The sequence below is a fragment of the Acetoanaerobium sticklandii genome (assembly GCF_000196455.1).
GTDB lineage: Bacteria > Bacillota > Clostridia > Peptostreptococcales > Filifactoraceae > Acetoanaerobium > Acetoanaerobium sticklandii.
In genome coordinates, this window is sequence record NC_014614.1 from 1,895,087 (window position 1) to 1,920,768 (window position 25,682).

General features: G+C 33.2%; 27 protein-coding genes. 3 read left to right on the forward strand and 24 right to left on the reverse strand.

The genetic code is table 11. The features are described from left to right. Positions 1-29 precede the first annotated feature (29 nt). From ppdK to CLOST_RS09000, 12 genes are all read right to left on the reverse strand, one after another. Complete coding sequence (gene ppdK / locus CLOST_RS08945; protein ID WP_013361980.1) at positions 30-2,675, reverse strand: pyruvate, phosphate dikinase; 2,646 nt, start codon at positions 2,673-2,675, stop codon at positions 30-32. 30 nt (positions 2,676-2,705) lie between these two features. Further along, entirely contained in the window at positions 2,706-3,533 is an 828-nt protein-coding gene (locus tag CLOST_RS08950; RefSeq protein ID WP_013361981.1) for a pyruvate, water dikinase regulatory protein, read from the reverse strand. Positions 3,534-3,550: 17 nt separating this feature from the next. Beyond that, positions 3,551-4,195, reverse strand: coding sequence for a transcriptional regulator CcpN (gene ccpN, locus CLOST_RS08955; protein ID WP_013361982.1), 645 nt, complete (start codon positions 4,193-4,195; stop codon positions 3,551-3,553). A gap of 267 nt (positions 4,196-4,462) precedes the next feature. After that, the gene (gene glyS / locus CLOST_RS08960) at positions 4,463-6,526 is read right to left on the reverse strand and encodes a glycine--tRNA ligase subunit beta (protein WP_013361983.1); all 2,064 of its coding nucleotides are present in this window, start codon (positions 6,524-6,526) and stop codon (positions 4,463-4,465) included. Continuing rightward, positions 6,519-7,403 carry a glycine--tRNA ligase subunit alpha gene (gene glyQ / locus CLOST_RS08965; RefSeq protein WP_013361984.1) on the reverse strand — a complete coding sequence of 295 codons (885 nt, stop codon included), beginning with the start codon at positions 7,401-7,403 and terminating at the stop codon, positions 6,519-6,521. The genes glyS and glyQ overlap by 8 nt, the downstream gene beginning before the upstream one ends. A 142-nt stretch (positions 7,404-7,545) precedes the next feature. Then, positions 7,546-8,052, reverse strand: a complete 507-nt coding sequence (locus CLOST_RS08970) for a DUF4342 domain-containing protein (protein ID WP_013361985.1) — start codon at positions 8,050-8,052, stop codon at positions 7,546-7,548. 12 nt (positions 8,053-8,064) lie between these two features. Continuing rightward, positions 8,065-8,811 (reverse strand): DNA repair protein RecO, encoded by a 747-nt coding sequence (gene recO, locus CLOST_RS08975; RefSeq protein ID WP_013361986.1) that lies wholly within the window; start codon positions 8,809-8,811, stop codon positions 8,065-8,067. Between the two features lie 8 nt (positions 8,812-8,819). Beyond that, positions 8,820-9,737 (reverse strand): GTPase Era, encoded by a 918-nt coding sequence (gene era, locus CLOST_RS08980; protein ID WP_013361987.1) that lies wholly within the window; start codon positions 9,735-9,737, stop codon positions 8,820-8,822. Between the two features lie 11 nt (positions 9,738-9,748). Further along, a complete protein-coding gene (gene cdd, locus CLOST_RS08985; RefSeq protein ID WP_013361988.1) occupies positions 9,749-10,141 on the reverse strand; it encodes a cytidine deaminase in 393 nt (130 codons plus the stop codon). 28 nt (positions 10,142-10,169) lie between these two features. Continuing rightward, positions 10,170-10,871 carry a diacylglycerol kinase gene (locus CLOST_RS08990; protein ID WP_013361989.1) on the reverse strand — a complete coding sequence of 234 codons (702 nt, stop codon included), beginning with the start codon at positions 10,869-10,871 and terminating at the stop codon, positions 10,170-10,172. 15 nt (positions 10,872-10,886) lie between these two features. Then, on the reverse strand, positions 10,887-11,360 hold the full coding sequence (gene ybeY / locus CLOST_RS08995; RefSeq protein ID WP_013361990.1) for an rRNA maturation RNase YbeY: 474 nt from the start codon (positions 11,358-11,360) through the stop codon (positions 10,887-10,889). Then, positions 11,361-12,386, reverse strand: coding sequence for a PhoH family protein (locus CLOST_RS09000; protein WP_013361991.1), 1,026 nt, complete (start codon positions 12,384-12,386; stop codon positions 11,361-11,363). Between the two features lie 307 nt (positions 12,387-12,693). On the opposite strand from CLOST_RS09000, the gene CLOST_RS09005 reads away from it, so the two are divergent. Together CLOST_RS09005 and CLOST_RS09010 are read left to right on the forward strand one after the other, a co-directional pair. Continuing rightward, positions 12,694-13,068 (forward strand): class II SORL domain-containing protein, encoded by a 375-nt coding sequence (locus CLOST_RS09005; protein WP_013361992.1) that lies wholly within the window; start codon positions 12,694-12,696, stop codon positions 13,066-13,068. A 168-nt stretch (positions 13,069-13,236) separates the two neighbouring features. Then, positions 13,237-13,671: a S1 RNA-binding domain-containing protein gene (locus tag CLOST_RS09010; RefSeq protein WP_013361993.1), complete on the forward strand. Its 435-nt coding sequence runs from the start codon at positions 13,237-13,239 to the stop codon at positions 13,669-13,671. Positions 13,672-13,700: 29 nt separating this feature from the next. Here CLOST_RS09010 and CLOST_RS09015 read toward each other — a convergent pair whose 3' ends face one another. The 4 genes from CLOST_RS09015 to CLOST_RS09030 form a co-directional block, all read right to left on the reverse strand. Beyond that, positions 13,701-14,417: an MBL fold metallo-hydrolase gene (locus tag CLOST_RS09015; protein WP_013361994.1), complete on the reverse strand. Its 717-nt coding sequence runs from the start codon at positions 14,415-14,417 to the stop codon at positions 13,701-13,703. 16 nt (positions 14,418-14,433) lie between these two features. Then, a complete protein-coding gene (locus CLOST_RS09020) occupies positions 14,434-14,970 on the reverse strand; it encodes a hypothetical protein (RefSeq protein ID WP_013361995.1) in 537 nt (178 codons plus the stop codon). Between the two features lie 81 nt (positions 14,971-15,051). Then, the gene (floA, locus tag CLOST_RS09025; protein WP_013361996.1) at positions 15,052-16,062 is read right to left on the reverse strand and encodes a flotillin-like protein FloA; all 1,011 of its coding nucleotides are present in this window, start codon (positions 16,060-16,062) and stop codon (positions 15,052-15,054) included. Between the two features lies 1 nt (position 16,063). Further along, positions 16,064-17,347, reverse strand: a complete 1,284-nt coding sequence (locus tag CLOST_RS09030) for an NfeD family protein (RefSeq protein ID WP_013361997.1) — start codon at positions 17,345-17,347, stop codon at positions 16,064-16,066. Between the two features lie 856 nt (positions 17,348-18,203). On the opposite strand from CLOST_RS09030, the gene CLOST_RS14350 reads away from it, so the two are divergent. Further along, a complete protein-coding gene (locus CLOST_RS14350) occupies positions 18,204-18,539 on the forward strand; it encodes a LiaI-LiaF-like domain-containing protein (RefSeq protein ID WP_081455106.1) in 336 nt (111 codons plus the stop codon). Here the strand turns inward: CLOST_RS14350 and CLOST_RS09035 are convergent. The 8 genes from CLOST_RS09035 to dnaJ form a co-directional block, all read right to left on the reverse strand. Continuing rightward, positions 18,501-19,775, reverse strand: a complete 1,275-nt coding sequence (locus CLOST_RS09035) for an MFS transporter (protein ID WP_013361998.1) — start codon at positions 19,773-19,775, stop codon at positions 18,501-18,503. The genes CLOST_RS14350 and CLOST_RS09035 overlap by 39 nt on opposite strands. Before the next feature lie 151 nt (positions 19,776-19,926). Next, the gene (locus tag CLOST_RS09040) at positions 19,927-20,370 is read right to left on the reverse strand and encodes a GatB/YqeY domain-containing protein (RefSeq protein WP_041487174.1); all 444 of its coding nucleotides are present in this window, start codon (positions 20,368-20,370) and stop codon (positions 19,927-19,929) included. 15 nt (positions 20,371-20,385) lie between these two features. Beyond that, positions 20,386-20,562: a 30S ribosomal protein S21 gene (gene rpsU / locus CLOST_RS09045; protein WP_005367905.1), complete on the reverse strand. Its 177-nt coding sequence runs from the start codon at positions 20,560-20,562 to the stop codon at positions 20,386-20,388. A 123-nt stretch (positions 20,563-20,685) separates the two neighbouring features. After that, the gene (locus tag CLOST_RS09050; RefSeq protein ID WP_013362000.1) at positions 20,686-21,027 is read right to left on the reverse strand and encodes a histidine triad nucleotide-binding protein; all 342 of its coding nucleotides are present in this window, start codon (positions 21,025-21,027) and stop codon (positions 20,686-20,688) included. Between the two features lie 71 nt (positions 21,028-21,098). Further along, positions 21,099-22,463, reverse strand: coding sequence for a tRNA (N(6)-L-threonylcarbamoyladenosine(37)-C(2))-methylthiotransferase MtaB (gene mtaB, locus CLOST_RS09055; RefSeq protein ID WP_013362001.1), 1,365 nt, complete (start codon positions 22,461-22,463; stop codon positions 21,099-21,101). Between the two features lie 227 nt (positions 22,464-22,690). Beyond that, complete coding sequence (locus CLOST_RS09060; RefSeq protein WP_013362002.1) at positions 22,691-23,437, reverse strand: 16S rRNA (uracil(1498)-N(3))-methyltransferase; 747 nt, start codon at positions 23,435-23,437, stop codon at positions 22,691-22,693. A gap of 10 nt (positions 23,438-23,447) precedes the next feature. Next, positions 23,448-24,386 carry a 50S ribosomal protein L11 methyltransferase gene (gene prmA / locus CLOST_RS09065; RefSeq protein WP_013362003.1) on the reverse strand — a complete coding sequence of 313 codons (939 nt, stop codon included), beginning with the start codon at positions 24,384-24,386 and terminating at the stop codon, positions 23,448-23,450. Positions 24,387-24,425: 39 nt separating this feature from the next. Beyond that, positions 24,426-25,574 (reverse strand): molecular chaperone DnaJ, encoded by a 1,149-nt coding sequence (gene dnaJ, locus CLOST_RS09070; protein ID WP_013362004.1) that lies wholly within the window; start codon positions 25,572-25,574, stop codon positions 24,426-24,428. Positions 25,575-25,682: the final 108 nt, after the last annotated feature.

Consider the following 25,682-nt stretch of genomic DNA (forward strand, 5'->3'; position numbering starts at 1 on the left):
TAAATATCCCATTGTATTTTGATTAACTGCTACTTATCTCTAGTTACATTTACACTTTCTTTTATAACTGCCTGAGCAGCTGCAAGTCTAGCTATTGGGACTCTATAAGGCGAGCAAGAAACATAATCTAGGCCCAATCTATGGCAGAACTCTACAGAAGATGGCTCTCCGCCATGCTCTCCACAGATTCCAAGCTTAATATTTGCTCTCGTTTTCTTTCCTAAATCAACAGCTATTTCCATAAGCTTTCCTATACCTTTTTGATCTAGCACTTCAAATGGACTTTTTTCAAAAATACCTTTAGACTCATAATCAGATAAGAATTTACCTGCATCATCTCTTGAGAAGCCATATCCCATTTGAGTAAGGTCGTTTGTTCCGAAGCTAAAGAATTCTGCTTCAGTAGCTATTTCATCTGCTGTTATTGCTGCTCTAGGAACCTCTATCATAGTTCCTATTAGGTAGTTTACTTTATCATTTCTTTCATCAAATACTAACTGAATTTCTTCTTCTATTTCTTTTTTAACATATTTAAGCTCAACAACGTCTCCTATAAGAGGTATCATTATTTCTGGAAGTATAGACTCCATTCCAGATTTTTTTATATCTAAAGCAGCTTCGATTATCGCTCTTGTCTGCATTCTGTATATTTCTGGATAGGTAACAGCAAGTCTGCATCCTCTATGCCCAAGCATAGGGTTAAATTCAGCCAAATCTTCTATTCTATCTTTTAAATCTTCGAATGCTATATTCATAGACTCCGCTAAAGATTTAATATCTTCATCACCATGTGGCAAGAATTCATGAAGTGGAGGATCTAAAAGTCTTACTGTAACAGGTCTTTCTCCCATAGCCTCATAGATTTCATAGAAATCCTTCCTTTGCATAGGAAGAAGTTCATCAAGAGCTTTTTTTCTTTCCTCTAAAGTAGTAGACACTATCATCCTTCTAACAGCTGGAATTCTTTTTTCATCAAAGAACATATGCTCAGTACGGCAAAGTCCAATTCCTTCTGCCCCAAACACTACTGCTTGAGCTGCATCCTTAGGAGTGTCCGCATTGGTTCTAACTTTCAATCTTCTAAATTCATCTACCCAGGTCATGAATTTTTCAAAATTTCCACTTAGCTCTGGTTGAATCTTAATAATTTCTCCTCTATATACTGTTCCAGCACTTCCATCAAGAGAAATAAATTCTCCCTCTTTTATAATTTCATTCTTAACTTTAATAATTTTAGAAGTCTCATCAACTCTTATTTCACTACATCCAGCTACGCAGCATTTACCCATACCTCTTGCAACAACTGCAGCGTGAGATGTCATTCCACCTCTAGCTGTAAGAATACCCTCTGCCGCTACCATTCCCTCTATATCCTCAGGAGATGTCTCTTGTCTTACTAGGATAGATTTTTCTCCTCTAGCTTTCGCTGCAACTACATCATCTGCATGGAAATAAATCTTTCCAGAAGCAGCACCAGGAGATGCTGGAAGTCCTTTTGCAATAATTTGAGCATCTGCTAAAGCTTTTGGCTCAAACATTGGATGCAGTAACTGATCTAATTGATTAGGCTCTATTCTCATAATAGCTTCTTCTTTAGAAATAAGATTTTCATCTACTAAATCAACTGCAACATTGATTGCTGCATGAGCAGTTCTTTTTCCAGCTCTAGTTTGAAGTAAAAATAATCTCTCATTTTCTATAGTAAACTCAATATCTTGCATATCCTTGTAATGGTGCTCTAGCTTTTTAGTTGCATCCACAAATTGACTGTAAACTTCTGGCATAATATCTTTTAGCTCAGAGATTTCATTTGGAGTACGTATACCTGCAACTACATCTTCTCCTTGTGCATTTATCAAGAACTCTCCAAAGAGTTTATTTTCTCCATCTGCTGGATTTCTAGTAAATGCAACACCTGTTCCAGACTTATCTCCCATATTTCCAAACACCATTGACTGTACATTTACTGCAGTTCCTAAATCGTGTGGAATATCATTAAGCTTTCTATATATCATAGCTCTAGGATTGTTCCAAGACTCAAATACAGCTTTAATTGCAAGCTCTAGCTGTTTCATTGGATCTTGCGGAAACTCTTCATGCTTTTCTTCGAAATATACTTTTTTGTACATTTCAACTAGTGCCTTTAAATCCTCACTATTTAAGTCTGTATCGTTATGAACTCCTTTATTTTCTTTCATTTCCTCAAGTAAGGATTCAAACCTAACCTTTGGAATTTCCATAGCTACATCTGAGAACATCTGAATAAATCTTCTATAGCTATCATAAGCAAAACGCTCATTACCTGTAGATTTAGCAAGACCTTTTACTGCTTTGTCATTAAGTCCAAGGTTAAGTATAGTATCCATCATTCCAGGCATTGAGAAAACTGCTCCAGAGCGAACAGAAACAAGAAGTGGATTTTCTTCATCTGAGAACCTTTTATTTAATGTTTTTTCTACCTCAGCAAGATGAAGCTTAATTTCATCTATTAGTGATGGCCATAGAGTTTTTCCTTCATCGTAGAAATTAATACAAGCCTTTGTAGTTATAGTAAATCCTGGAGGAACAGGCAGTCCTATATTAGTCATTTCAGCTAAATTAGCACCCTTCCCACCAAGTAGTGATTTCATTTCTTTTGAACCTTCATGAAAACTATATACAAATTTATTATCCATATTAATTAACCTCCCATGCATATATCATAATTAATCTTTAAAAACCTTTATTCCATTACGTTTTAAAATACTAATAATAAGCTCTGCTGTCTCTTCAATAGCTTTATTCGAAACATCTATTATCGGGCATCCTATTTTTTTCATGATTTTTTCTGCATAATCTATTTCATCTAATATTCTTTCCATACTCGCATAGCTAGAACCTTTAGGAAGTCCTAGAGCCTTTAATCTTTCTTCTCTTATCTCATTTAGTTTTGTAGGAGAATTCGTAAGCCCTATAACTCTTTTAGCCGGAACCTCGTATATTTCCTTTGGCGGAACAGACTCAGGCACAAGAGGAATATTTGCTACCTTTATATTCTTATTTGCAAGATACATAGAAAGGGGAGTCTTAGATGTACGAGATATACCAAGAATAACTACATCTGCCTTAGCAAGACCTCTTGGGTCCTTTCCATCATCGTATTTTACAGCAAACTCAATAGCCTCTACCCTTTTAAAATAAGCTTCATCAAGTTTTCTTATTGTTCCAGGCTCTCTAGCTGGTTCTAAGTGAGTAGATTCTTTTATTGCTGATATAAGAGGGCTAAGTAAATCCACTGCAATAAGTCCCGACTCAGCTGAATAATCTTTTATGTAGTCAATAAATTCTTTATCTACTAATGTATAAAAAAGTACTGAATTTGATTCGTTAGAAGCTTCACTTAATATTTCGCTAAGAAGCTTTAAATTAAGAACATAAGGAAATCTTTTTATCTCATAATCATCCAATTCAAATTGAGATATAGCTGCTTTTGCAACCTGTTCACCTGTTTCTCCTAGAGAATCAGATATTATATATACTGATAATATGCTCATTAGCATCCTCCGTTAGATTAGTTTTGTAATATTTCCATAAATAATCTGGCTACCGTAGTTTTCGAAAATCTTCCAACAACAACATACTGCTCGTTATTTCCATCCTTTTCAATTTGAACCACAGGCAGACTATCTACTTCATGCTCTATTAGCTTTCTAAGTGCATCTTCTACGGTCTCATTTTCCTTGACACAAATGATATTCGGCATTCTTGTCATTGCCATGCTAACTGGTATAGAAGATATATCTCCATTTCCTATTGCACTTTTTAATAAATCCTTTCTGGATACCACTCCACTAAGATATTTATTAGATGTGATGAATATCGAGCCTACATCTTCTAGGAACATAGTTACTATCGCACTGTGAATAGATACATTTTCCTCTATGATGATTGGTATACTCATTACATTTGCAACTTTTTTGTTGCTTATCTCTCTTATGCTATATGATTTTATTGCATTTTCTGTATAAAAATATCCTACCTTTGGACGTGCGTCTAAAAGTCCGCTCATTGTAAGTATGGATAAATCTGGTCTAAGAGTCGCTCTAGTAAGTCCTAGCTTACTAGCAATCTGCTCACTTGTAATGGGCTGGTCAGCTTTTACAATATCAATGATTTTTTGCTGGCGTTCAGTAATTTGAATTTTCCTCACCTCCATTGTGACATATTATATACATATAGTATGTCATATTGTTCTTGGTGTCAATATATTAAATGCTAGATTTTTATCAAAATTCCAGTTACTATTATTTACCCATAATTTTCGATACCTTACCTAAATAATATAAATATCTTATAAAATAATAATTTCTTAAAATAATAAAAGTCACTAATCCAACAATTATTTTACTTTTTCTTGAAATAAAAAAACACGACAGCCTCTGATAAGGTTGTCATGTTTTTTCTATATTATATATTCATTTTATTATGCATTCACAATTTTTGATAAATCAGCAACAGATTCCATTGTAGTTCTTATATTTGATAGCATAGCAAGTCTATTTGCTCTAATATCCATATTTTCGTCCATTATCATTACGCTGTCAAAGAATGCATCTACACTATCCTTAATAGAGATTAATAACTCTAAAGCCTTAACATATTCTCTTCTTGCTAGCATAGCTTCAACCTCAGCTTTAATACTATTATATGCAGTATTTAACTTTGCTTCACTATCATGAGCAAATAAAGCTTCATCTACCTTTCCAGCAACTGCTTCCTTGGAAATGTTTGATATACGGCTAAAAGTCTGAAGAGCCTCAGTTACGCTATTATTTTTAACCCAAGCATCTAAATCCTTAGCTCTTATTAATAAATCAAATGGATTAGAATCCTCTATATTAATAATTGCATCAACTACATCGTAGCGTATACCCATATCAGTGAATAGATTCTTAAGTCTAAGCTCAAAGAATGACATAAGGTCAGATTTAACTGACTGCTTGTCCATATCCTCAAAATCAAAATTTTCTAGAGCTAAATCAAGTAGGTCGAACAATCTCACATCTAGCTTCTTTTCCATCATAATATTAAGTATGCCAAGAGCCTGACGTCTAAGAGCATATGGATCCTGAGAGCCTGTAGGCTGAATACCTATAGCAAAGAAGCCAGCAACTGAGTCCAATCTATCTGAAAGTGCCAGAATTATACCTTCATTTGTAGATGGAAGCTCATCTCCTGCAAATCTAGGAAGATAATGCTCATATATAGCCTCAGCTACTTCACTTGGCTCGTTTGAAAGATTCGCATAGTATCTTCCCATTATACCTTGTAGCTCTGTAAATTCAAAAACCATAGCAGTTGTCAAATCTGCTTTTGAAAGGTAAGCCGCTCTATCTAGATTTGGCAAAGTTAAAGCTAGAGCTTTTGCAATTTTTTCTGATAGGTTTTGAATTCTCTTGGTTTTATCTAGTATAGTCCCTAGTTTTTGTTGGAAAACTATAGTATCTAATCTTTCTACATAAGCCTCTAGAGGCTTTTTAGTATCTTCATGATAGAAAAATAGAGCATCACTAAGTCTAGCATCCAGTACCTTTTCATTTCCTCTTTTAACATTATCTATCGCATAGCTATCGCCATTTCTTACAGTTATGAATTTATTTAGAAGCTTGCCATCTGCGTCAAGTACAGGGAAATATCTCTGATGCTCTTTCATAGGAGTGATGATTGCTTCCTTTGGAAGCGATAGATAGCTCTCGTCAAACTCTCCATAAAAAGCTGTAGGATACTCTACAATATAATTTACTTCCTCTAATAAATCCTCATCCATCATAAGAGTTCCACCAAGAGAATCAGCTACAGCTTTACACTGCTCTAATATTAGTGATTTTCTTTGCTCATCATCTAGAATTACAAAGTTTTCCTTAAGCTTAGCTTCATATTCATCAGGAGTATTAATTACTATTTCACTGCTGCCTAAGAATCTATGTCCTTTTGTAATATTGCCTGTTTTAATGCCTTCAATTTCAAAATCAATTACTTCTTCATCCATTAGGCATACGAAATATCTTATCGGTCTTACAAAACGGATATTTTTGCCACCCCATCTCATAGATTTAGGGAAGGTAGTTGATTTTATCATTCCTTCAAAAATATCTTTAAGCAGGCCTTTTACAGCTTGCCCTTCTTTTGTAAGCTTAATATGAGCGTATTCATCCTTACCCACTGTTTTAAAGTATACTTCCTCTGGACTGATATCTTTGCCCTTTAGAAATCCAAGAAGAGCTTTGCTTGGGTTATTATTTTCATCAAAAGCAATTTTCTTAGCTGGACCTTTTAGTTCTTCCTCAACAGTAGCTTGATTTTCTGCTAGCTCATCTATAACTACCACAAATCTTCTAGGTGTACATTTTAGTTCTATAGATTTATATTCAATATGAAGCTCTTTAAGTGTTTTTTCTAGATATCCCTTCATATCAGCTTTTGTTTTTGCAATAAATCTAGCTGGAATTTCCTCAGTTCCTATCTCAAATAATAGCTTTTTATTCATTGATATCACCACCTTTTAGTAATGGGAAGCCCATCTCTTCACGTTGCTTTACATATGCTGATGCAATTTTTCTAGCCATATTTCTAACTCTTCCTATATAAAGAGCTCTTTGACTTACTCCGATAGCTCCTCTTGCATCTAATAAATTAAAGGCGTGAGATGATTTAAGTACATAGTCATAGGCAGGCATTACAAGGCCCTCATCAATAAGTCTAGTAGCTTCTTTTTCATAGGTATTGAACATATTAAGAAGCATATCCTTATCAGATAGCTCAAAACTGTATACAGAATGCTCGTACTCAGCTTTTTTAAATACTTCTCCATACTTAATTTCATCAGTGAAATCTATATCATAGACATTGTTTTTCTCTTGCAGATATAGAGCGATTCTTTCCAATCCATAGGTAAGCTCAGCAGATTCAAGCTCACAGTCAATAGAACCTACTTGCTGAAAATAAGTAAATTGGGTAATTTCCATTCCATCAAGCCAAACTTCCCAGCCTAGCCCCCATGCTCCAAAGGTAGGGTTTTCCCAGTTGTCTTCCACAAATCTAATATCATGCTCTTTAGGATTAATTCCTATAGCTTCAAGTGATTTAAGATAAATATCTTGAATATTATCTGGTGATGGCTTCATTATTACTTGGAATTGGTGATGCTGATATAGTCTATTCGGATTCTCGCCATATCTTGCATCTGCTGGTCTTCTAGACGGCTCTGTATAGCATACTTTCCAAGGCTCTGGCCCAAGTGCTCTTAAAAAGGTTGCTGGATTCATAGTTCCTGCACCTTTTTCGCTATCATACGCTTGCATTATGATACAGCCTTGGTTTGACCAATATTCTTGAAGTTTCAATATCATTTGCTGAAAATTCATTTTATATGCCCCCATTTGCATTAGTTTATAAGGTTAATATTATTAATATAGAACAAATCAGAGGCTCTAGTCAACCATTGCATACAAAAAAAGACCCTATCTCATTAGAATAAGGTCTTTTTGCAAAGTATAGATTATGAAATTAAATTTCTTTATCTTCCTCTTCTTCTTTTATTACTTCTTCAGTCACATCAGCAGAATCTTTTTTACCCATTTTTTCATCTACCATTTTCTTTACTTCAGCAACTTTTTCTTCTGTCATTTTATTTACATCTATTTCTTCTCCGTCTTCCTTTACTATCTTAATAGTATATTTAGTTACAAAAGCTGCACCTACTCCTATCATAGCAACAACTGGAGCCATAACAAGACCAATAGCCCCTACAGTAACTGGAAGATTAAGTAAAACCTCTCCGTCTTTTTCCACTAGAACTCTTGTTACATTGCCTTTTTTAAGAAGGTCTTTTAGTGTGTCTGTAACTTCACTGCTTTTGATGTTGATATTTTCCATAAAACTGTGTTGGCTTTTTTCTAAATAGATGATAGCATCTATAACATCGCCTTCACAAGCATTAAGTGCATCTCTTGCCTGCTCATATGTCACACCTGTTCTGTCTACAACTTGATCAATTTTTTCTAATGTTACCATTTTAAAACCTCCTTAATAATTATCAATAAAATTTATAGATTTTAAATTTAATGTCCCTAGATATTCTTCAATATAATGATGTAGCAGTCGTTTTAGTTCAGCGAGTATGATTTTTGACACCTTTGCATTTACAGCTAAGCTCATGTCATTAGAATATACATACTCTACAAACCTGATGGTTGTCTTATCAAACTCCATCAAAGGCTTTACTTTACTACTGCAATCCTTACAGATGATTCCACCTTCAATTATACTGAAATATCTAGAACGCTCTAACTGTATGATACCACAATTTGCACACTTTAAAACTTCAGGTTTAAAACCTGAGCACTCTAAAATCTTTAATTCATAAACAATTCGCATAAGCTCTAGCTTTTGAGTATCTAGCTCCAGCAGTATATCTAGAGTGTCTTTTAATAAATTAAATAATTTTATATTGGTTTGATGTTCTATCATAAGTTTTTCAGATAGTTCCATAAAATAAGAGGCATAAAAAAATTTATCTAAGTCAGTAGAAATTTTATAATAGTTTTTTATAAGTTCTACTCTTTGAAGTCTATATGAGCCAGATTGATGAGTTAACACAAAATTTGAATATGCAAATATCTGAGAAGCTGACATAAGAGGACTTTTCACTCTTTTCGAAGCCTTCGTAAACACTGTAATTTTGCCTAGCTTCTGGCTCACTATAGTGAGTATTGTATCAGCTTCGCCATATTTAACTGTTTTTACTACTATACCTTCTGTTTCTATTTGCATGATTTTTCCTACTTATCTTCGTATCCAAATGAGCGAATATAGTTTTCTCTATCTCTCCAGTTTTCTTTAACTTTTACCCAAAGCTCTAGAAATATTTTGCTTCCAAGAATCATCTCTAGTTCTTCTCTTGCAGCCTTACCTATTCCTTTAATTTTTCTTCCCTGACTTCCAATTATTATTTTCTTATGAGATTCTCTTTCGCAGTAAATCACAGCGGAAATATCAATTATATCTTTATCCTTACGCTTTTTCATAGCTTCTATATCAACTGCTATTCCATGAGGAATCTCTTGGTCAGTATACATAAGCAGCTTTTCTCTTATTATTTCTGAAACTAGAACCTTCTCAGGCTGGTCAGTAATCATATCTACTGGAAAATAAAGAGGTCCAGCTTCCATATACTTTGCAAGCACTTTTATCAGAGTGTTGTTATTAGTTCCTTTAAGCGCAGACACTGGTACTATCTCATCAAATATGCCAATTTTTGAATACATGTTGATAAGATCCATCAGCTCTTCCTTTGAAAGCTTATCTATCTTATTTATAGCTAGTATTTTTTTCGATTTGTTTGTTTTTAAGGTTTCAATTATATCTGAATCTTTTTTGCCTATAGATTTTGAATCATCTACTACAAATAAGATTACATCAGTATCTCTCATAGATGAATGTGAGACCTTGAGCATATAATCGCCTAGTCTGTTTTGTGGCTTTTGGATTCCTGGTGTATCCATAAATACTATCTGCATTTCATCATCGTTATAAATAGCCCTGATTTGATTTCTAGTAGTTTGAGGTTTATCGCTCATGATAGCAATTTTTTCTCCGACTAGAGAGTTCATCAATGTAGATTTCCCTACATTAGGTCTTCCTATAATGCTTACAAATCCAGATTTAAAATTCTTTTTACTTGAGTTATTTTTCATCATACCATCCTTTTTTATAAATCATCACTTGTAAATGAATGCGGTAGCAAATCATCTATAGTGTATTCTTTTATTATATTTTTACTTGTACTTCCTAGTATTATTTTTAAATCCTTGCTAAACTCAACTATAACCTGCCTGCAAATACCACAAGGAAAAGTTTCATCATCATTTGAAGAAGCCACTGCTATTTTTTCAAACTCAGTTTCTCCTTCAGATATAGCTTTAAATATAGCAGTTCTTTCAGCACAATTTGTCGCTCCAAAAGATGCTACCTCAACATTACAGCCAGTATATACTTTGCCATTTTTTGTAAGAAGAGCTGCCCCTACCTTGAATTTTGAATATGGAACATAGGCATTTTCTTTTGCCTGCTCTGCAAGTTCAAGTAATTTAAAATTCTCCATATTTATATCATCTCCTAGTTACTTTTGATTAAAAAACTACCTTAAATAATAGTGTTATAACAAGGATTCCTAAAACCCCTCCATAAATCACTTCTCTTAAGGTGTGAATTCTCCCTTCAATTCTGCTCTGAGCTACTAATAAAGCTAGCATAAATGAAAGAGTTGCTACTAACGCATTTTCAGAAATATATCCTATAGAGGTCGCTAGTGCAAAAGATAACGCTGCATGTCCACTTACTACTCCACCTTGTACGTGGCTTCCCTTTGGTGAAAGTGTTTTTCCTGCCACTACAAAAAGCAGAGTAATAATTATACCTATAATAGTCACATGGACATCTTGATTTTTTATCTTGATTAATAAAGATAAGGTAAAGGGATTTAATCTATCAAAGAATACTAAATACGCTACCATGATAGAGTTAAGTGCAGAAACAAGTACTGCTCCAGCCGCTACATCCTTTGCTATCTTAGCAAGGGGACTGTATTCTGTCGTTACTAAATCCACAGTTTTTTCTATGGCAGTGTTGAACATTTCGGACAAGATGACAAGTGAAATAGAAAAAAACACTGCTATAATTTCTATTCTGCTCAAGTTCAAAAAAAGCGTAAGAAATAATACCAATATAGCTATTGCATAGTGAATCTTCATATTTCTTTGGCTTTTTAGAGTATATATTATACCATCAATAGCATAGTTAAATGTTTTTATGAGGTTTGTGTTTTTTTCCAAGACATCTCCTCCTTGCTATCTATTAATGCCAAGAGCTTCTAGTACCTTATTTTGTTTTTCCATCATCAAGCCTTCTTCTTGTTTGGTCATATGGTCATAGCCTAAAAGATGAAACATAGAATGACAAACCAAAAATGCCATTTCCCTTTCAAATGAATGTCCATATTCCTCTGCTTGTGAAAATGTTCTTTCTACTGATACCACAATATCCCCTAGTGCAACAGGAAAATTAGAAATACTTGTGTTAATGTCAGAAAGCTCTTGCTTTTCATACATTGGAAATGAAAGCACATCTGTGGCTTTATCGATATTTCTATGTTTGCTATTTATCTCTTTAATAAGCTCATCAGTAGTGAAGGTAAGCGAAATTTCTACTTCCTTGGCAACTCCCTCAAGCTCTAGAGATTTTAGCATAACGCTCTCGAGCATTTTTAATAAATCATTTGCTGGAATGTAATTTGAATCATTTTCAAATAAAAGCTGAAGCATTTACTGTCCACCTCGCTTATTTTTGAAAGCATTTGATTTGTTTGCTTGTTTTTCTTGCTCTTTAAAGGCCACCTTTTTTTCATGCTTTTCATAAGCTTTGATGATTCTTTGTACTAATTCATGTCTTACAACGTCTTTTTCGTTAAGCGCTGAAATGCCTATTCCTTTTACATCCTTTAGCACCTCTGTTGCATGAATTAAACCACTTTTCTTTACACCCGGCAAATCTATTTGAGTAACATCTCCTGTAACAACAGCTTTAGAGCCAAATCCAAGTCTTGTAAGAAACATCTTCATCTGCTCCTGAGTTGTATTTTGCGCCTCATCTAAAATTATAAAAGAGTTGTCTAAGGTTCTTCCTCTCATATAGGCAAGTGGAGCAACCTCAATCATACCTCTTTCCATGTATTTTGCAAATTTGTCAGCTCCCATTATATCAAAAAGAGCATCGTACAAAGGTCTAAGATATGGATCTACCTTGTCCTTTAAATCTCCTGGTAAAAAACCTAAGCTCTCACCTGCTTCTACTGCTGGCCTTGTAAGTATTATTCTGCTTATTTCTTCTCTTTTAAAAGCCATTACTGCCATAGCTACAGCTAGATATGTTTTTCCAGTTCCAGCTGGTCCGATACATACTGTGATATCATTATTTCTTATATTAGAGATATATTCCTTTTGACCTAGAGTTTTAGGTTTTATAGGATTTCCTTTTGCAGAAAGTACTATTACATCATCAGATAAATCCGATAGCTTTTCTTCGGATTTAGTGGACACCAAATCCATAGAATAATATATAGTCTGAGGACTTAGTTTTTCACCTTTTTGAACTAATTTAAACAAATCATGCATTAATCTTTCTGCATTTTCAACTTGAGTTTTGTCACCTATAAGAACAACATTGCCATCTCTAAGCACAACGTGAATGCCAAATTGTTCTTCTATCATCTTTATATTTTTATCAAAATTTCCGAATAGCTCTCTTTGAAAAGCTTCATCGTGAAGTTCGAGTTTCTTTTGTTCCAACAAACAATTTTCCTCCTTGGTAAGTTGTATTATATTAGCAAAACAATTAATTTTACAATTTTAGCCTTTTTTTTATTATACCATTTCAAAGAACTTATTAACATAGCTAAGCAGTGCAAAGTATTTATTTACTTAAGCTTTACACTGACCATTTTATTTTTTTAATACCCTAGAATTCTTTCTTAATGTTTAGAAGTCTTTTTCATAGGGTAGGAATATACACGAATGCAGTAAGCTTATGTATCCTTAAAGAAGATAACGAAAGCTTTACTTACTGTTCATCACAATTTTAAATTTAGGGGGTAATATAATGTCTATATTAGCAAACTACTTACAAACTGGTGATTGGAAAGGCGAAAAACACGTTCCTGTTATTCATGCACCAGAATCTATTTCAGCAAATGTTTTGACTGAAATTAAATTATCAATTGGGGATGCAATAGCACATCCAAACACTTTAGAACATCATATTTCATGGTTTAAGCTTTTCTTCCTAGCAGAAGGAGCTAAATTCCCAGTTGAGCTTGGAACTTACAATTTTATGGCTCATGGAGAAGGCGAAATGTTTACAGAGCCAGTAGCTATTGCAAAGGTTAAGCTACCTTCTTCTGGAAAGCTAATAGCTATTAGCTACTGCAATATCCACGGATTATGGGAAAATTCAGCTGATGTAACTGTAATATAATCTAGCTAAATTTATATTTATATAGAAATTTACAGCTTCCATAAATGCATGAATTAAGTAAGTTTTATTTTAATTTTAACAAAAAGCAGGATTATAATCCTGCTTTTTGTGTTTTTTAGCGTTAATTTATGCTATAATTATACTATCATTAATTATAGGAGTGTGTTTATGTCAAATAATTTAGAAGTTGGTATGATAGTTGAAGGTAAAGTGGTTCAATTAAAACCATTTGGAGCTTTTATTTCTCTTGCAGACAATAAAAGAGGTCTAGTACATATTTCTCAGATTTCTCATGACTACATCAAAGAAGTAAATGATGCTTTATCTGAAGGAGACACTGTCAAAGTTAAAATCATATCGATTGAGCCTGATTCTGGCAAGATTTCTCTATCTATTAAAGATGCAAATCCAAAACCAGTAGCAGATAAAGAACCAAGATTTTCTAGAGATAATAGAGAAAGATCTGATCGTTTCGAAAGAAATGATAAGCCTTCATTTAAAAAAGAGCCAGAAAAATCAGTAAACCTTGAAGATATGCTTAAAGAATGGACTAAACAGTCTAACGACAGACAAACAGATATAAATAGAAGATTAAAGAGATAAAAAACAAAGGAATCTAATTTAGATTCCTTTTAATCTTTATATATTATTTCTCCACGCTCACGGATAGTCAAAATCTCGATATCTGTTTTATTTATCATATGTTTTTTAAACTTATCTGTAACATCATATACATCTTGGAAGTGCATAGGGATGAATATCTTTGGCTTGATTTTTTCAATAAAGTATTCTCCACCCATGTAATATGCATGCTCTAATCTAGGATCTACTGGAAAAAAAGCAATATCTATATTATTTTCAGTTATTTTTTCTATTTCAGATAAAAAAGCTTTTTTTGCATATTCCTTTTCATCTGGCGTTTCGCCTTCCCAATGCCACCAGTTTAAATCTCCTGCATGAAATATAGTCTTCGATTCTGCCGATATCAAAAATGATATCCCTTCATCTGTAGAGCCATACGTCTTTATATTAATATCATCAATAATCAAAGTTTCATAAGGATTCATATAATAGATATTGTCTTGTTCATTTTTTACTCTTATTTCTTTATAAAAAATATAATTTACATTATCTGCATTAAAGGTAAGAATTTCTTTGTCGAAATGGTCATAATGTCCATGAGATACAAAGATATACACATTTTTATCTTTTGGTATATCTGAAGGTTTTAGTTGACCACAATCTCTATATCTGTTTTTCTTACAGTTATCTTTAAAATAGTCGAAAATAAATAGATTGTTATCAAGTTCAACCATAAAGCCACTGTGAAACAAATACGTTATTTTCAATCATACCCCTCCTAAATTAAAATTTCCTAAGATTTCTCATACTAAGTGGTCTGTCGATAATTTCTTTCATAATTACTGCCCTTTTTAAATCATCTTGATTTCTAAATAAATCTTTTTTTCGTTTATACTTAGCTGTTTCCGAATAAGCTATAGAGCTAGTATCGCTTCTTAAAACATAGTCAGAATTTAAAGATTTTCCTTCATTGCTTTCAACAGAAATATCGTAATTTACATTATCTTTTTTGTATAAAGTCTGAGTATTTGACTTATTTTTTTTACTCTCAAAGCTTTTTTTCTCAGCTTCAATAGATTTGTTTTTTAATGATTTGGCCTTTTTAGCAAGGCTTTCAACTTTGTCCATAGATATTAAGTCTTTAGCTGGTCCTGTTTTCATTTCATTCCAAATATCTTCCATCCACTGAGAGTTATTTGAGGCTGTTTCATCCGTATTTTGATTATTTTTCTGTTTAATTGACTTCTTTTTTTCATTTTTTTTCCCTGAAAAAATCGAAGAAATTATAAAAAAAATAATCAAACTTATCAAACCATCCATTTTGTCACCTCTCTTGATTAAAGCTTAATTCACAATAGAGAATATACTTGCCACATAATCATGCAGCAAGTATATTTATTATTACTTTTTATGTTTATCAGACTCAGCGTGCTCTTGGTCTCTTTCTTCACTGTTTGCTATGGATTCCCTCATTTGAGTATCTGCCATAATATTTTTCATATTATAATAATCCATTATGCCTAATTTTCCATTTTTGAACGCTTCAGCAATAGCTAGCGGAACTTCTGACTCCGATTCAACTAGCTTAGCTTGCATTTGAACCACAGTAGCTTTCATTTCTTGTTCTTGAGCTATAGCCATAGCTCTTCTTTCCTCTGCTTTTGCCTGAGCTATTTTCTTATCAGCTTCAGCCTGATCAGTTTGAAGTTGAGCTCCTATATTTCTTCCGATATCTATATCTGCAATATCTATAGACAAAATTTCAAATGCCGTTCCTGAATCAAGTCCTTTATCAAGAACTGTTTTGGATATTTTATCTGGATTTTCTAATACCTCTTTATGATTTGTAGAGCTACCTACTGTAGTAACTACACCTTCGCCAACTCTGGCAATTATAGTTTCTTCACCAGCTCCACCAACAAGTCTTTCTATATTAGCCCTTACAGTAACTCTAGCCTTAACTTTCACCTCAATACCATCTTTTGCAACAGCTGAAATAATAGGTGTCTCTATCACCTTTGGATTAACAGAAACCTGAACAGCTTCAAGAACATCTCTTCCTGCTAAGTCAATAGCCGCAGCCTGCTCAAATTCTAAGTTTATATTTGCTCTTTGAGCTGCTATAAGTGCATCTACTACTGAATTTACATCTCCTCCAGCAAGATAGTGAGCCTCTAGCTTATCAATAGATAGATTTAATCCAGCCTTAGTTGCTTTAATCATAGGATTTACTATCTTAATAGGTTGAACTCTTCTAAATCTCATCCCTACAAGAGTCATAATTGATACCTTTACTCCAGAAAATAGAGCTGTAACCCATAGTCCTAGGGGAACAAAGCTTAAAAACATAGATAGTAAGAAAATTATTAATACAAAAATTACTACAATTGAAATCAATGGTGCTAAATCCATGTTATTCACCTTCCTTTTCTTTTACTTTAAGTCTACTGCCTTCTACACTTAATACTACCACAATTTTATCTTTTTCTATATACCTGCCTTCAGAAATAGCATCTAACATTTTCCCATCTATCTCAATTTTTCCCGAAGGTCTTAAATAGGTTAGAGTTTTTGCTGTCATGCCAATATAAGAAGTATCTTCTTTCGATGAAACAAAACCATTTTCTTTATCTAAATTAGTACCAAGGAATAAGGTTTTTGATAAATTCCTTTTAGGAAGATACTTTATAATCAAAGCTACTATTGTAGTTGTGATAAGAAGCGATATCCCAATTGACATAATTGCTTGATTAACTGAGGTAGATGCCATTACAATACTTCCTAATATACCAGCTATCCCTGCTATTCCAAATATACCAAATCCAGGCATGAATATTTCAACAAGCAGAAGAATTATTCCCAGTAAAAATACTATTATTGCAAATGAGGTTGTGCTTCCAGAAATAATAGACCCTGCAAAAAATAATGAGAATCCAACAATTGAAAGAAATCCTCCAAATCCAAAGCCCGGTGTTATAACTTCCACTACGAGCCCTACAAATCCTAAAGTTAATAAAAGCTGACTAATTAACGATGATGATATAAATCCGATAATATTATCAGAAAGCTTCCTCACAGTAATAATTTCATTAACAGCGCTTAACCCTAAATCTTCATAGATTTCTTGTCTTGAATTCATAGTCCCATCTGAAAAATTAAGTTCTTTAGCTTTATTTGTCGTAAGATTTAGCAGTTTATCTTTTCCTACTAAATTATCTATTTCTATAGAAGAATCTGCCATTGCTGCTACTAGTTTATGATCCCTTCCTCTTTTTTCTGCTGTAGTTTCAAGAAGCGATTTCCAGTAGGATAAAGTTTTTTCAGTATTAGGTATAGGTTCAGCTGAGCCTATAGTAGACGCTGGAGCCATATAAAGTGAATTAGCTGAAATGCTAAGCAACACTCCTGCTGATTCTGCTTTAGTGTTTACATATGAAGCTGTTTTCACTTTCGATTTTAATATTTCTTGGCTAATTTTCTCTGCAGAATCAATTCTACCTCCTAATGTATCCACCTCAAATAAAATCAAGTCTGCATTTTTATTATTTGCATCTTCAATATTTTCTCTTACATAGTTGAGCATTCCAGGATTGACTTCCCCGCTTATTTCTATAACGTACACATTGTCAGAAGCCCCAAAGCTTAAGCTAGGAATAATAGATAACATAAGAGCAAATATTAATAAAATACGTTTCATGATACACCTCCCCTTCATTATGCTTTGAGCGTTTTGTTTTATAATAAGTATATACCATTTAAACTGTTAATTTATTACAATCTAAATACAATAAACAAAAAATATAAGACCGGTTAAAGTAAATTATCTACTATAACCGGTCTCATTTTGAAACTTTAGTTCCATCCGTATTGTTTAGAAAACTTTGATCCATTAACTACCTCTTAAATTTTATTCATTTGGGTGAAAAACATTTCTAAAATGGTTCTCAAGCAAAACTTCTAAAATTCTTTCTTTTAAACTTTTTGTTACTAAGGTTTTTTAAATCTTTGAAACTTTGAAACTTTGAATCATCGAAACTTTTTGAAACACTCTTAAAACTTAAAACTAAATTTGAAACTCAACTTTTAAATCTTGCTTCTTAAATTTGTTTCATTGGTTCTTCTTTGTTTCTCTTTGCTTCATTTGAAACTCTTAAAGCTTGTTTCAATTTAAGAATTTGTTGCTTTGAAACTTTCTTACTCTTACATTTTGTTTCTAAAAAATTGATTTAAATCTTTCAAAATCCTAAATTCTCAATACTCACACTTCAAACCTAAAACCATACTTTAAAGATTTAAATCTTTTTCTATTTATATGATAATCTTAAAACTTAAACAGATAAATCATATATTTAGAAATTGTGAAACTGTTGTAAACAATACGGTGTAATAAAGTTTCTGTATTTAAAGAAGGACTTTCATCCTTCTTATTTTATATTTACCATTTAAATATTATTTTAAACAGTAATTTATAAAAAATTTGTAATTTTTTTTAAACTAATCATTGTTATAATAGAAATAGATAAGTAAAACTAGTAAAGCTGGAGGATAATCAAATGAAATCTTTTTCTAAAATATCAGGATTACTGCTAATTGCGTTAGGTATATTATTATTTTTGAACAGCTTAGGTTATATTTCTCATACTCCCTGGCAGCTCATTAGAATTTACTGGCCTCTTATAATCATTTACTTAGGTATAGACGGCCTTCTGAGACCTAGTGGATCAAAAAATATAATCTTCAACTCCCTAGTTTGTTTATCCGGACTCGTTCTTTTAGGGGATAATCTAAACTTATTTCACTTTAACTTGTTTATGTTCATTGATAAGTTCTGGCCAATTCTACTTATAATTCTAGGAATTAGCTTGATTGTCAAATCTGACAAAAAGTGAGGCTATAAATGCCCCTGCAGAAAATACCAGTATTATTAAGAATGCTTTTTCTGTAGGGACCCCTCTTTGTAGATTAAGAGCAATTAAAAAATTTATAATTCCACTTCCTATAAATTCCATGGTGTTTACTACAGAAGTAGCAACTCCTGCATTTTCAATTTTATTTGCATCCTTTGAAGCTGTAAATGCTAAAATATGAACCATAACTGCAATTCCCATCAAGAAAAATATAACTGGTATTTGATTTACAGGAGGCTTTCCTGCTTTTATTATTAAAAAATAAAACCATAGTAAAAAATATGCTCCTGTAAAAAACAATAAGCTTTTCTTATAATTGCCTTTTAACAATCTATCTGATAGTGACATTACAGGCGAGCCTGCTATAAATCCAAATGTAAAGAAAACTACATAGCCTGAAGCTACTATCTTGCTCATATCATATACACTTGTAAGATAATTGACTGCCCAAAGTCCCATCATAGATGTCATAGTAGATATGAAAAAAAATATTATGAACATCGATGGATAGGTTCCCCTAGTGGTCAAAACCTCTTTTATAGCTTGAGAAAAGCCTCTAGCCTTATGTATATTACTCACATCAAGCTCTTCATTTTTTTCCTTTTTTTCTCTTACAAAAAATAAAACTAAAATAAGTCCTAATAAGCTAAGTACCGAAATTATGTACAGAGTAGTTTGCGCTCCTGTAAATTTTATTAATATAGCTAAGGGTAAAGTCCCTGCAAACATTCCTAAATTCGATATCAGTGCCATAAGCGCCGAAAGCTGAGAAAAATAAATTGGCTTAAACCACAATGCTTGAACCTTCATAATAGATATTATTACAACAGAGGTTCCTGCACCTATAAAAAATCTCGCTATCCATGCCAAATAATAACTATCGGTTATGCTAAATAACAAGGATCCCAGAAGAGTTAACAACCCTCCCCAAATATTTAAGGTTCTAACTCCTACTTTATCAATTAATATACCAGATGGAATCTGAAATACAGCGTATCCATAAAATGCTGCCGATGTCAAAAATGAGAGCTGACTTATATCTATGTTCAGCCTTTGCATTAAATAATCAGGCATAACACCTATATATAATCTTTGTATAAATACCAAAATCATATTAAGTACAAGAGCTCCCCAAACTATTATCCCTTCTTTATTAGCTACTATTCTATGTTTTATAGATTTCCTAGATTTATTATTGACTATACTACTTTGTTCCATAGCCTTTTCACCTTCTATGCTCAGAAATTAAAAAACGATAATAATAACTCTACCCATTAGGGCAATTAGGATTGCTCATAGATTCTGAAAATCCTTGCTTTATTCACAATATTATTATATAAAAAAGAGGCCAAAGGCCTCTTAGTATGCGTTAATTAAGGAATTTCTTAGCTATTTCGTTGATTCTTCTTCCATCAGCTCTGCCTTGCACTTTTGGCGTAGCCAAGCCCATGATTTTGCCCATATCTTTCATTGTTGATGCGCCAATTTGATTGATTATTTCTTGAATAATAGACTCCAGCTCATCATCTGTAAGCTGTTTTGGAAGATACTGCGTAAGAATGTCTATCTCTTGCTCTGTCTGCAGGATTAAATCTTCTCTTTGCGCTTTTTTAAATTCTTCAAGTGCATCTTTTCTCTGCTTAACTTGTTTGGCTATAATTGCTAAAACATCTTCATCAGAGAGTTCGACTCTTTCATCCACTTCCTTTTGTTTTACAGCAGAACGAATAAGGGTAACCACTGACTTTCTTACTTGTTCTTTATTTTTCATGGATTCTTTAAGGTCATCCATAAGTTTGTCCTTAAGAGTCATAACATTCACCTCTATTTATCTTTTCTTTTTCCTCGCTGCCTCAGCTTTTTTCTTTCTCTTAACACTCGGCTTGTCGTAATGTTCTCTCTTTCTAACTTCAGACATTACACCTGAAAGAGCGCATTGACGCTTAAATCTCTTAAGAGCGCTGTCTAATGATTCATTCTCTTTAACTTTTACTTCTGTTGCCATTTCCTTATCCCTCCCCTCCATTACTAACACTGTTACGATAATATGGAGTTGTCAATCTATTTATTGGCTGGGCATTGATACTAAATCATTATAAACTGAAATCACTATTATTTCAAGAGTTTTTTAACCTGGAGGCCACTTAAGATTTCTTCCCCCTAATAAATGAAAATGTAAATGGAAAACTGTCTGCCCTCCATCTGCATTGCAATTGTTTACTATTCTAAACCCTGACTCGGCAATTCCCTCATCTTTTGCGATTCTCGATGCTACCTTTAGCATCTTTTGTCCTAAATCACTTGACTCATCCAACTCTAAAATATTAGCCACGTGCAATTTCGGAACAATAACAATATGTACGGGAGCTTCAGGAGCTATGTCTCTGAACGCTAATATTTCATCATCTTCATAAACTTTATTTGATGGGATATCGCCATTTACTATAGAGCAAAAAATACAATCTGACATTATAACACCCCCTAGCTAAGCTATGTATATATCTAAACTATTATACCTCATTAATTAGAATTTTCATAATATTAAATCTCATTTTGTATTATTTTTCCAAATATTTTTTTATTCTCTAGTCTATCAATATTTACTCGAGCTATTTCACCAATTAAATCCAAGTCTGATTGCACATAAACTTTTACGTAATTAGTTGTATGCCCTTCATAGATACCATTTTCAGACGACTCAAAAAGTACTTCAGCCTCTTTGCCAACTAGCTTTTTTTCAAACTCGAGCTTATTTTTTTTTGCAAGCTCAATAAGCACTTCACTTCTATGATTCTTAATCTCTGGCTTAACTTGATTGTCCATAGCTGCAGCCTTAGTTCCTTCTCTAGGTGAGAATTTAAATATATGCATCTCATAAAGATTTATATCCTCTAAGTATGCTCTTGTTTCTTCAAACTCAGCATCACTTTCTCCTGGAAATCCAACTATTATATCCGTAGTAATCGCAGCATCAGGATAAATTTTTCTAATTTTATCGACAGCTGATTTATACTCTGCTTTATCATAACGTCTGTTCATTCTCTCAAGCACACTATCGCTTCCACTTTGAAGAGATAAATGAAAATGTGGACAGAATTTATCAATTTCTTTAAGCTCACTTAAAAAATCATCGGTTATAATAAGAGGCTCCACTGAGCTAGTTCTTATTCTATGTATTCCATCTATATTATTAATTGCTTTTATTACATCTATTAGTCTTATATCACCCAAATCCTTGCCATAAGAAGCTACATGGATTCCTGTTAATACAACTTCCTTATATCCATTTTTCGCAAGAGATTTCACCTCAGAAATTATATCGTTAATCGACCTACTTCTTACTGGCCCTCTTGTATATGGAATAATACAATAACTACAAAATCTATCACAGCCCTCTTGAATTTTCAAAAATGCTCTAGTCTTTCCATAAGTTTCTTCTATAGAAAGAGCTTCAAATACTCTTTGCTTCATTATATCTTCTACTTCAACAACATGATCCTTCACATCTAGCTTTTCTACTTCTGTAACTATCTTATTTCTATCGCTAGTTCCCATGACAAGATTAACGCCCTCGATAGCGATTACTTCATCAGGTGATTTTTGAGAATAACACCCTACAACGGCAATTATTGCATTTTCATTATGTTTTTTTGCTCTTCTAATCATTTGTCTTGATTTTTTATCTGACATAGAGGTTACTGTACAAGTATTAATCACATATACATCAGCAAAGCTTTCAAAATCCGTTACTTCGTACCCTGCATCTCTAAAAAGATGCTCCATTGCATCTGTCTCATACTGATTAACTTTACAACCCAGCGTAAAAAATGCTACTTGCTTATGTCTTTGATATCTATTATAAAAATCCTCTGCAAATAAGGACAACTGCACTTTAGGTTTTAACATAATCTTCCTCCTATTAATAATTCAAGAAAAGATTCTATCATAAAAAACAAGATAAAAAAAGTATATTATAAAAATTTAAAAAGCAAAAATGCTTTTAAAGCCTAAGGTCTAATCAAACTAGACTGCGAACTTTAAAAGCATCATTGATTTTACAAAATTATTGTGAATATAACTAGGTTTCCTATTTCCATTAACAATCTCACTTTTTATAACCAGTTAGATTCTTACTATGTTTGTATATTTTCAGCTTCATATGCTATTATAGCACTAGCAACCACTGCTGCTGTTTCTGTTCTAAGTATTCTAGCACCTAAAGTCAGCACCTTACATCCATTTGATTCTAGTAATTCTATTTCCTCAGGAGTTATTCCACCTTCAGGTCCTACTATTACTCCAATACTTTCTATGTCTGATAAATCTAGTGAAGCAAAGTAAGATTTTAAATTATTTTCTTCTTCACACTCATAGAAAACAATATTTATGGTATTGCTTTTTAATTCTTTGACGAGTTCTTTAAAAGTCATCGGACTTTCTATCTTAGGTATGTGATTTCTTTTGCTTTGCTTGGCTGCCTCATAAATAATTCTTTGAAGCCTTGCAATTTTTTTATCTTCTTTTTCTTCTTTTATGGAGCTAACACAGCGCTTAAATTCAACAGGGGTAATAGAATATACTCCTATTTCCGTTAGCTTTTGAGCGATTAAATCCAGTTTTTGACCCTTAGGAACTCCTTGGTATACTTTAATCTGAACTCCTAGTTCTCTTTTTATAGCAACTTCTTCAATCACCTTATACTCAACACTGTCTTTTGAAATAGCAATAATTTCGCATAGATATTCTTTTTCGTTAGAATCTACAACCTCTATTTTGTCATTTACTCTAAGCCTTAATACTTTAGATATATGCTTTACATCCTCTTGATTTTCTATGAAAGTTGATTGGGATATTTCCTGTCTTATAAAAAATCTATCCATTTTAAATCACCTATAAAGCCTTAGCTGTGATGCATGCCCACTCGCCTTGAGTATTAACTTCCAATATTTTAAAGCCTTTATCTTCTATTGCTTTTTTAACTTCTTCAAGTCTTGGCATTATTATCCCTGAGGAAATAAAAAGTCCATCTTCCTTCATGTAGTTTGCGACCTCATCAGCAAGCTTAATAACTATATCAGCAATTATATTCGCAACTACGATATCTGCTTTTTCAGTTACAACATCCATAAGATTTCCATGTCTTATTTCTACAAAGCCAAGTAGATTATTCTGCTCTATATTTTCTTTTGACACTTTTACAGCTACTGGATCTAAATCTACGCCTAAGACTCTGTCTGCTCCCAGTTTAGCTGCAGCTATAGATAAAATCCCACTTCCGCACCCTATATCTAGCACGCTACAATTTGAATCTATATGCCTTTCTAAAGCCTGAATGCACATATTCGTTGTTTCATGAGTGCCTGTTCCAAAAGCCATTCCTGGATCAAGCTCAATAACTAGTTCATTTAGCTTTGCATTGTATTCTTCCCATGTAGGCTTGATTACTATCTTATCCGATACCTTGACAGGCTTATAATATTGTTTCCACGCATTTTCCCAGTCCTGCTGATTCACTTCTTCAAGCTCAACAATTCCATCGCCTATATTTATCCCAAAGCTAGGAAGATTATTAACGCTCTCTTTGATTGATTCTATTTTTGCCAGAACATTTTCTTCTTCAGAAAGATAAGCCTTAACTATAGCTCCTTCATAACCATTAAAAAATACTTCTTCTTCAATATAGTCCCAAGAAAGCTCATCCTTTTGCTGATATAAAAAATCATTAGGATCTTCTATTACAACACCTTGTGCACCTATTTCATAAAAAATATTTGCAACTGCTTCAACAGCTTCTGTTGTAGTTTTTACTTTTATTTCAGTCCATTTCATTGTTTTCCTCCTGAGAAAAGTCTGGCATAATTAAAAAAATTACTTAAAAATATCTCTCACTTTATCAAAAAAATTTCTGCTTTGCTCGTTAACCTCTGTTCCAGTTTCTTTAGCAAAGTCTCTAAGTAAATCTTTTTGTTTATCTGATAATTTCTTAGGAACCTCTACAGATACTTTCACAAGTTGGTCTCCTCTTTGAGTGCTTCTTAGATGTGGAATACCCTTGCCTCTAAGTCTAAATACCGTTCCTGACTGAGTTCCTTCAGGTATTTTATATTTTACTTTGCCATCTAAAGTTGGTACTTCTACTTCATCGCCTAGTGCTGCTTGCACAAATGTTATCGGCATTTCAAGATAAACATTGTAACCGTCTCTTTCAAAAAGCTTATGAGGGATTACATTTATTATTATATATAGATCTCCCCTAGGTCCACCCTTATGGCCAAGCTGTCCCTCTCCAGACATCTTAATGGTTGCTCCATCATCTACTCCTGCTGGAATTTTAACATTGATTTTCTTAGCTTTTTTGACTCTTCCTTGACCAAAACAAGTTTCACATTTATGTTCTATAATAGTACCTGCACCTTGACAATTAGGGCATGGAGCTACGTTCATCATATTTCCAAAAGGAGTTCTTGTAGTTTGTCTTACCTCTCCTGTTCCATTACAAGTAGGGCAAGTAGTAGTACTAGTTCCAGGCTTTGCTCCACTTCCATGACAAGTGTCACACTCTTCTTCTCTTTGAATCGATATTTCTCTTTCTATTCCAAATGCAGCTTCCTCAAACTTAAGCTCCATTCTTAGTCTCATATCAGCGCCTTTTCTTGGCCCTGTCTTTCTAGAGCTTCTTCCTGCGCCACCAAAGCCTCCACCAAACATATCTCCAAAAATATCTCCAAAGATATCTTCAAAGCCCCCAAAGCCTTGTCCGCCTGAGAATCCTCCCTGTCCAAATCCTCCACCAGAGAATCCCGCATGACCAAATTGATCATAAGTTCTTCTTTTTTGAGGGTCTGAAAGAACTTCGTATGCCTCATTTACTTCTTTAAAATGCTCTTCTGAATCCTTATCTCCTTGATTCTTATCAGGGTGATATTTCATTGCCATTTTTCTATATGCTTTTTTTATTTCTTGTTCTGAGGCATCCTTAGAAATACCAAGAACCTCATAATAATCACGCTTTTCCACACTTTCACCGCCTATTAATCACTGATTTATAGTTATAGTTTCGACTATTTTATATTTAAGCTACAAAATTATAGCTTGCAATATTGCAAGCTATAATTTATTGTGTCT

Coding starts and splice junctions, on each gene's coding strand:
- ppdK (WP_013361980.1), bottom strand. CDS start 2,675: ATGGATAATAAATTTGTATATAGTTTTCATGAAGGTTCAAAAGAAATG.
- CLOST_RS08950 (WP_013361981.1), bottom strand. CDS start 3,533: ATGAGCATATTATCAGTATATATAATATCTGATTCTCTAGGAGAAACA.
- ccpN (WP_013361982.1), bottom strand. CDS start 4,195: ATGGAGGTGAGGAAAATTCAAATTACTGAACGCCAGCAAAAAATCATT.
- glyS (WP_013361983.1), bottom strand. CDS start 6,526: ATGAATAAAAAGCTATTATTTGAGATAGGAACTGAGGAAATTCCAGCT.
- glyQ (WP_013361984.1), bottom strand. CDS start 7,403: ATGAATTTTCAGCAAATGATATTGAAACTTCAAGAATATTGGTCAAAC.
- CLOST_RS08970 (WP_013361985.1), bottom strand. CDS start 8,052: ATGGTAACATTAGAAAAAATTGATCAAGTTGTAGACAGAACAGGTGTG.
- recO (WP_013361986.1), bottom strand. CDS start 8,811: ATGCAAATAGAAACAGAAGGTATAGTAGTAAAAACAGTTAAATATGGC.
- era (WP_013361987.1), bottom strand. CDS start 9,737: ATGATGAAAAATAACTCAAGTAAAAAGAATTTTAAATCTGGATTTGTA.
- cdd (WP_013361988.1), bottom strand. CDS start 10,141: ATGGAGAATTTTAAATTACTTGAACTTGCAGAGCAGGCAAAAGAAAAT.
- ybeY (WP_013361990.1), bottom strand. CDS start 11,360: ATGCTTCAGCTTTTATTTGAAAATGATTCAAATTACATTCCAGCAAAT.
- CLOST_RS09005 (WP_013361992.1), top strand. CDS start 12,694: ATGTCTATATTAGCAAACTACTTACAAACTGGTGATTGGAAAGGCGAA.
- CLOST_RS09010 (WP_013361993.1), top strand. CDS start 13,237: ATGTCAAATAATTTAGAAGTTGGTATGATAGTTGAAGGTAAAGTGGTT.
- CLOST_RS09020 (WP_013361995.1), bottom strand. CDS start 14,970: ATGGATGGTTTGATAAGTTTGATTATTTTTTTTATAATTTCTTCGATT.
- floA (WP_013361996.1), bottom strand. CDS start 16,062: ATGGATTTAGCACCATTGATTTCAATTGTAGTAATTTTTGTATTAATA.
- CLOST_RS09030 (WP_013361997.1), bottom strand. CDS start 17,347: ATGAAACGTATTTTATTAATATTTGCTCTTATGTTATCTATTATTCCT.
- CLOST_RS14350 (WP_081455106.1), top strand. CDS start 18,204: ATGAAATCTTTTTCTAAAATATCAGGATTACTGCTAATTGCGTTAGGT.
- CLOST_RS09035 (WP_013361998.1), bottom strand. CDS start 19,775: ATGGAACAAAGTAGTATAGTCAATAATAAATCTAGGAAATCTATAAAA.
- CLOST_RS09040 (WP_041487174.1), bottom strand. CDS start 20,370: ATGACTCTTAAGGACAAACTTATGGATGACCTTAAAGAATCCATGAAA.
- rpsU (WP_005367905.1), bottom strand. CDS start 20,562: ATGGCAACAGAAGTAAAAGTTAAAGAGAATGAATCATTAGACAGCGCT.
- CLOST_RS09050 (WP_013362000.1), bottom strand. CDS start 21,027: ATGTCAGATTGTATTTTTTGCTCTATAGTAAATGGCGATATCCCATCA.
- mtaB (WP_013362001.1), bottom strand. CDS start 22,463: ATGTTAAAACCTAAAGTGCAGTTGTCCTTATTTGCAGAGGATTTTTAT.
- CLOST_RS09060 (WP_013362002.1), bottom strand. CDS start 23,437: ATGGATAGATTTTTTATAAGACAGGAAATATCCCAATCAACTTTCATA.
- prmA (WP_013362003.1), bottom strand. CDS start 24,386: ATGAAATGGACTGAAATAAAAGTAAAAACTACAACAGAAGCTGTTGAA.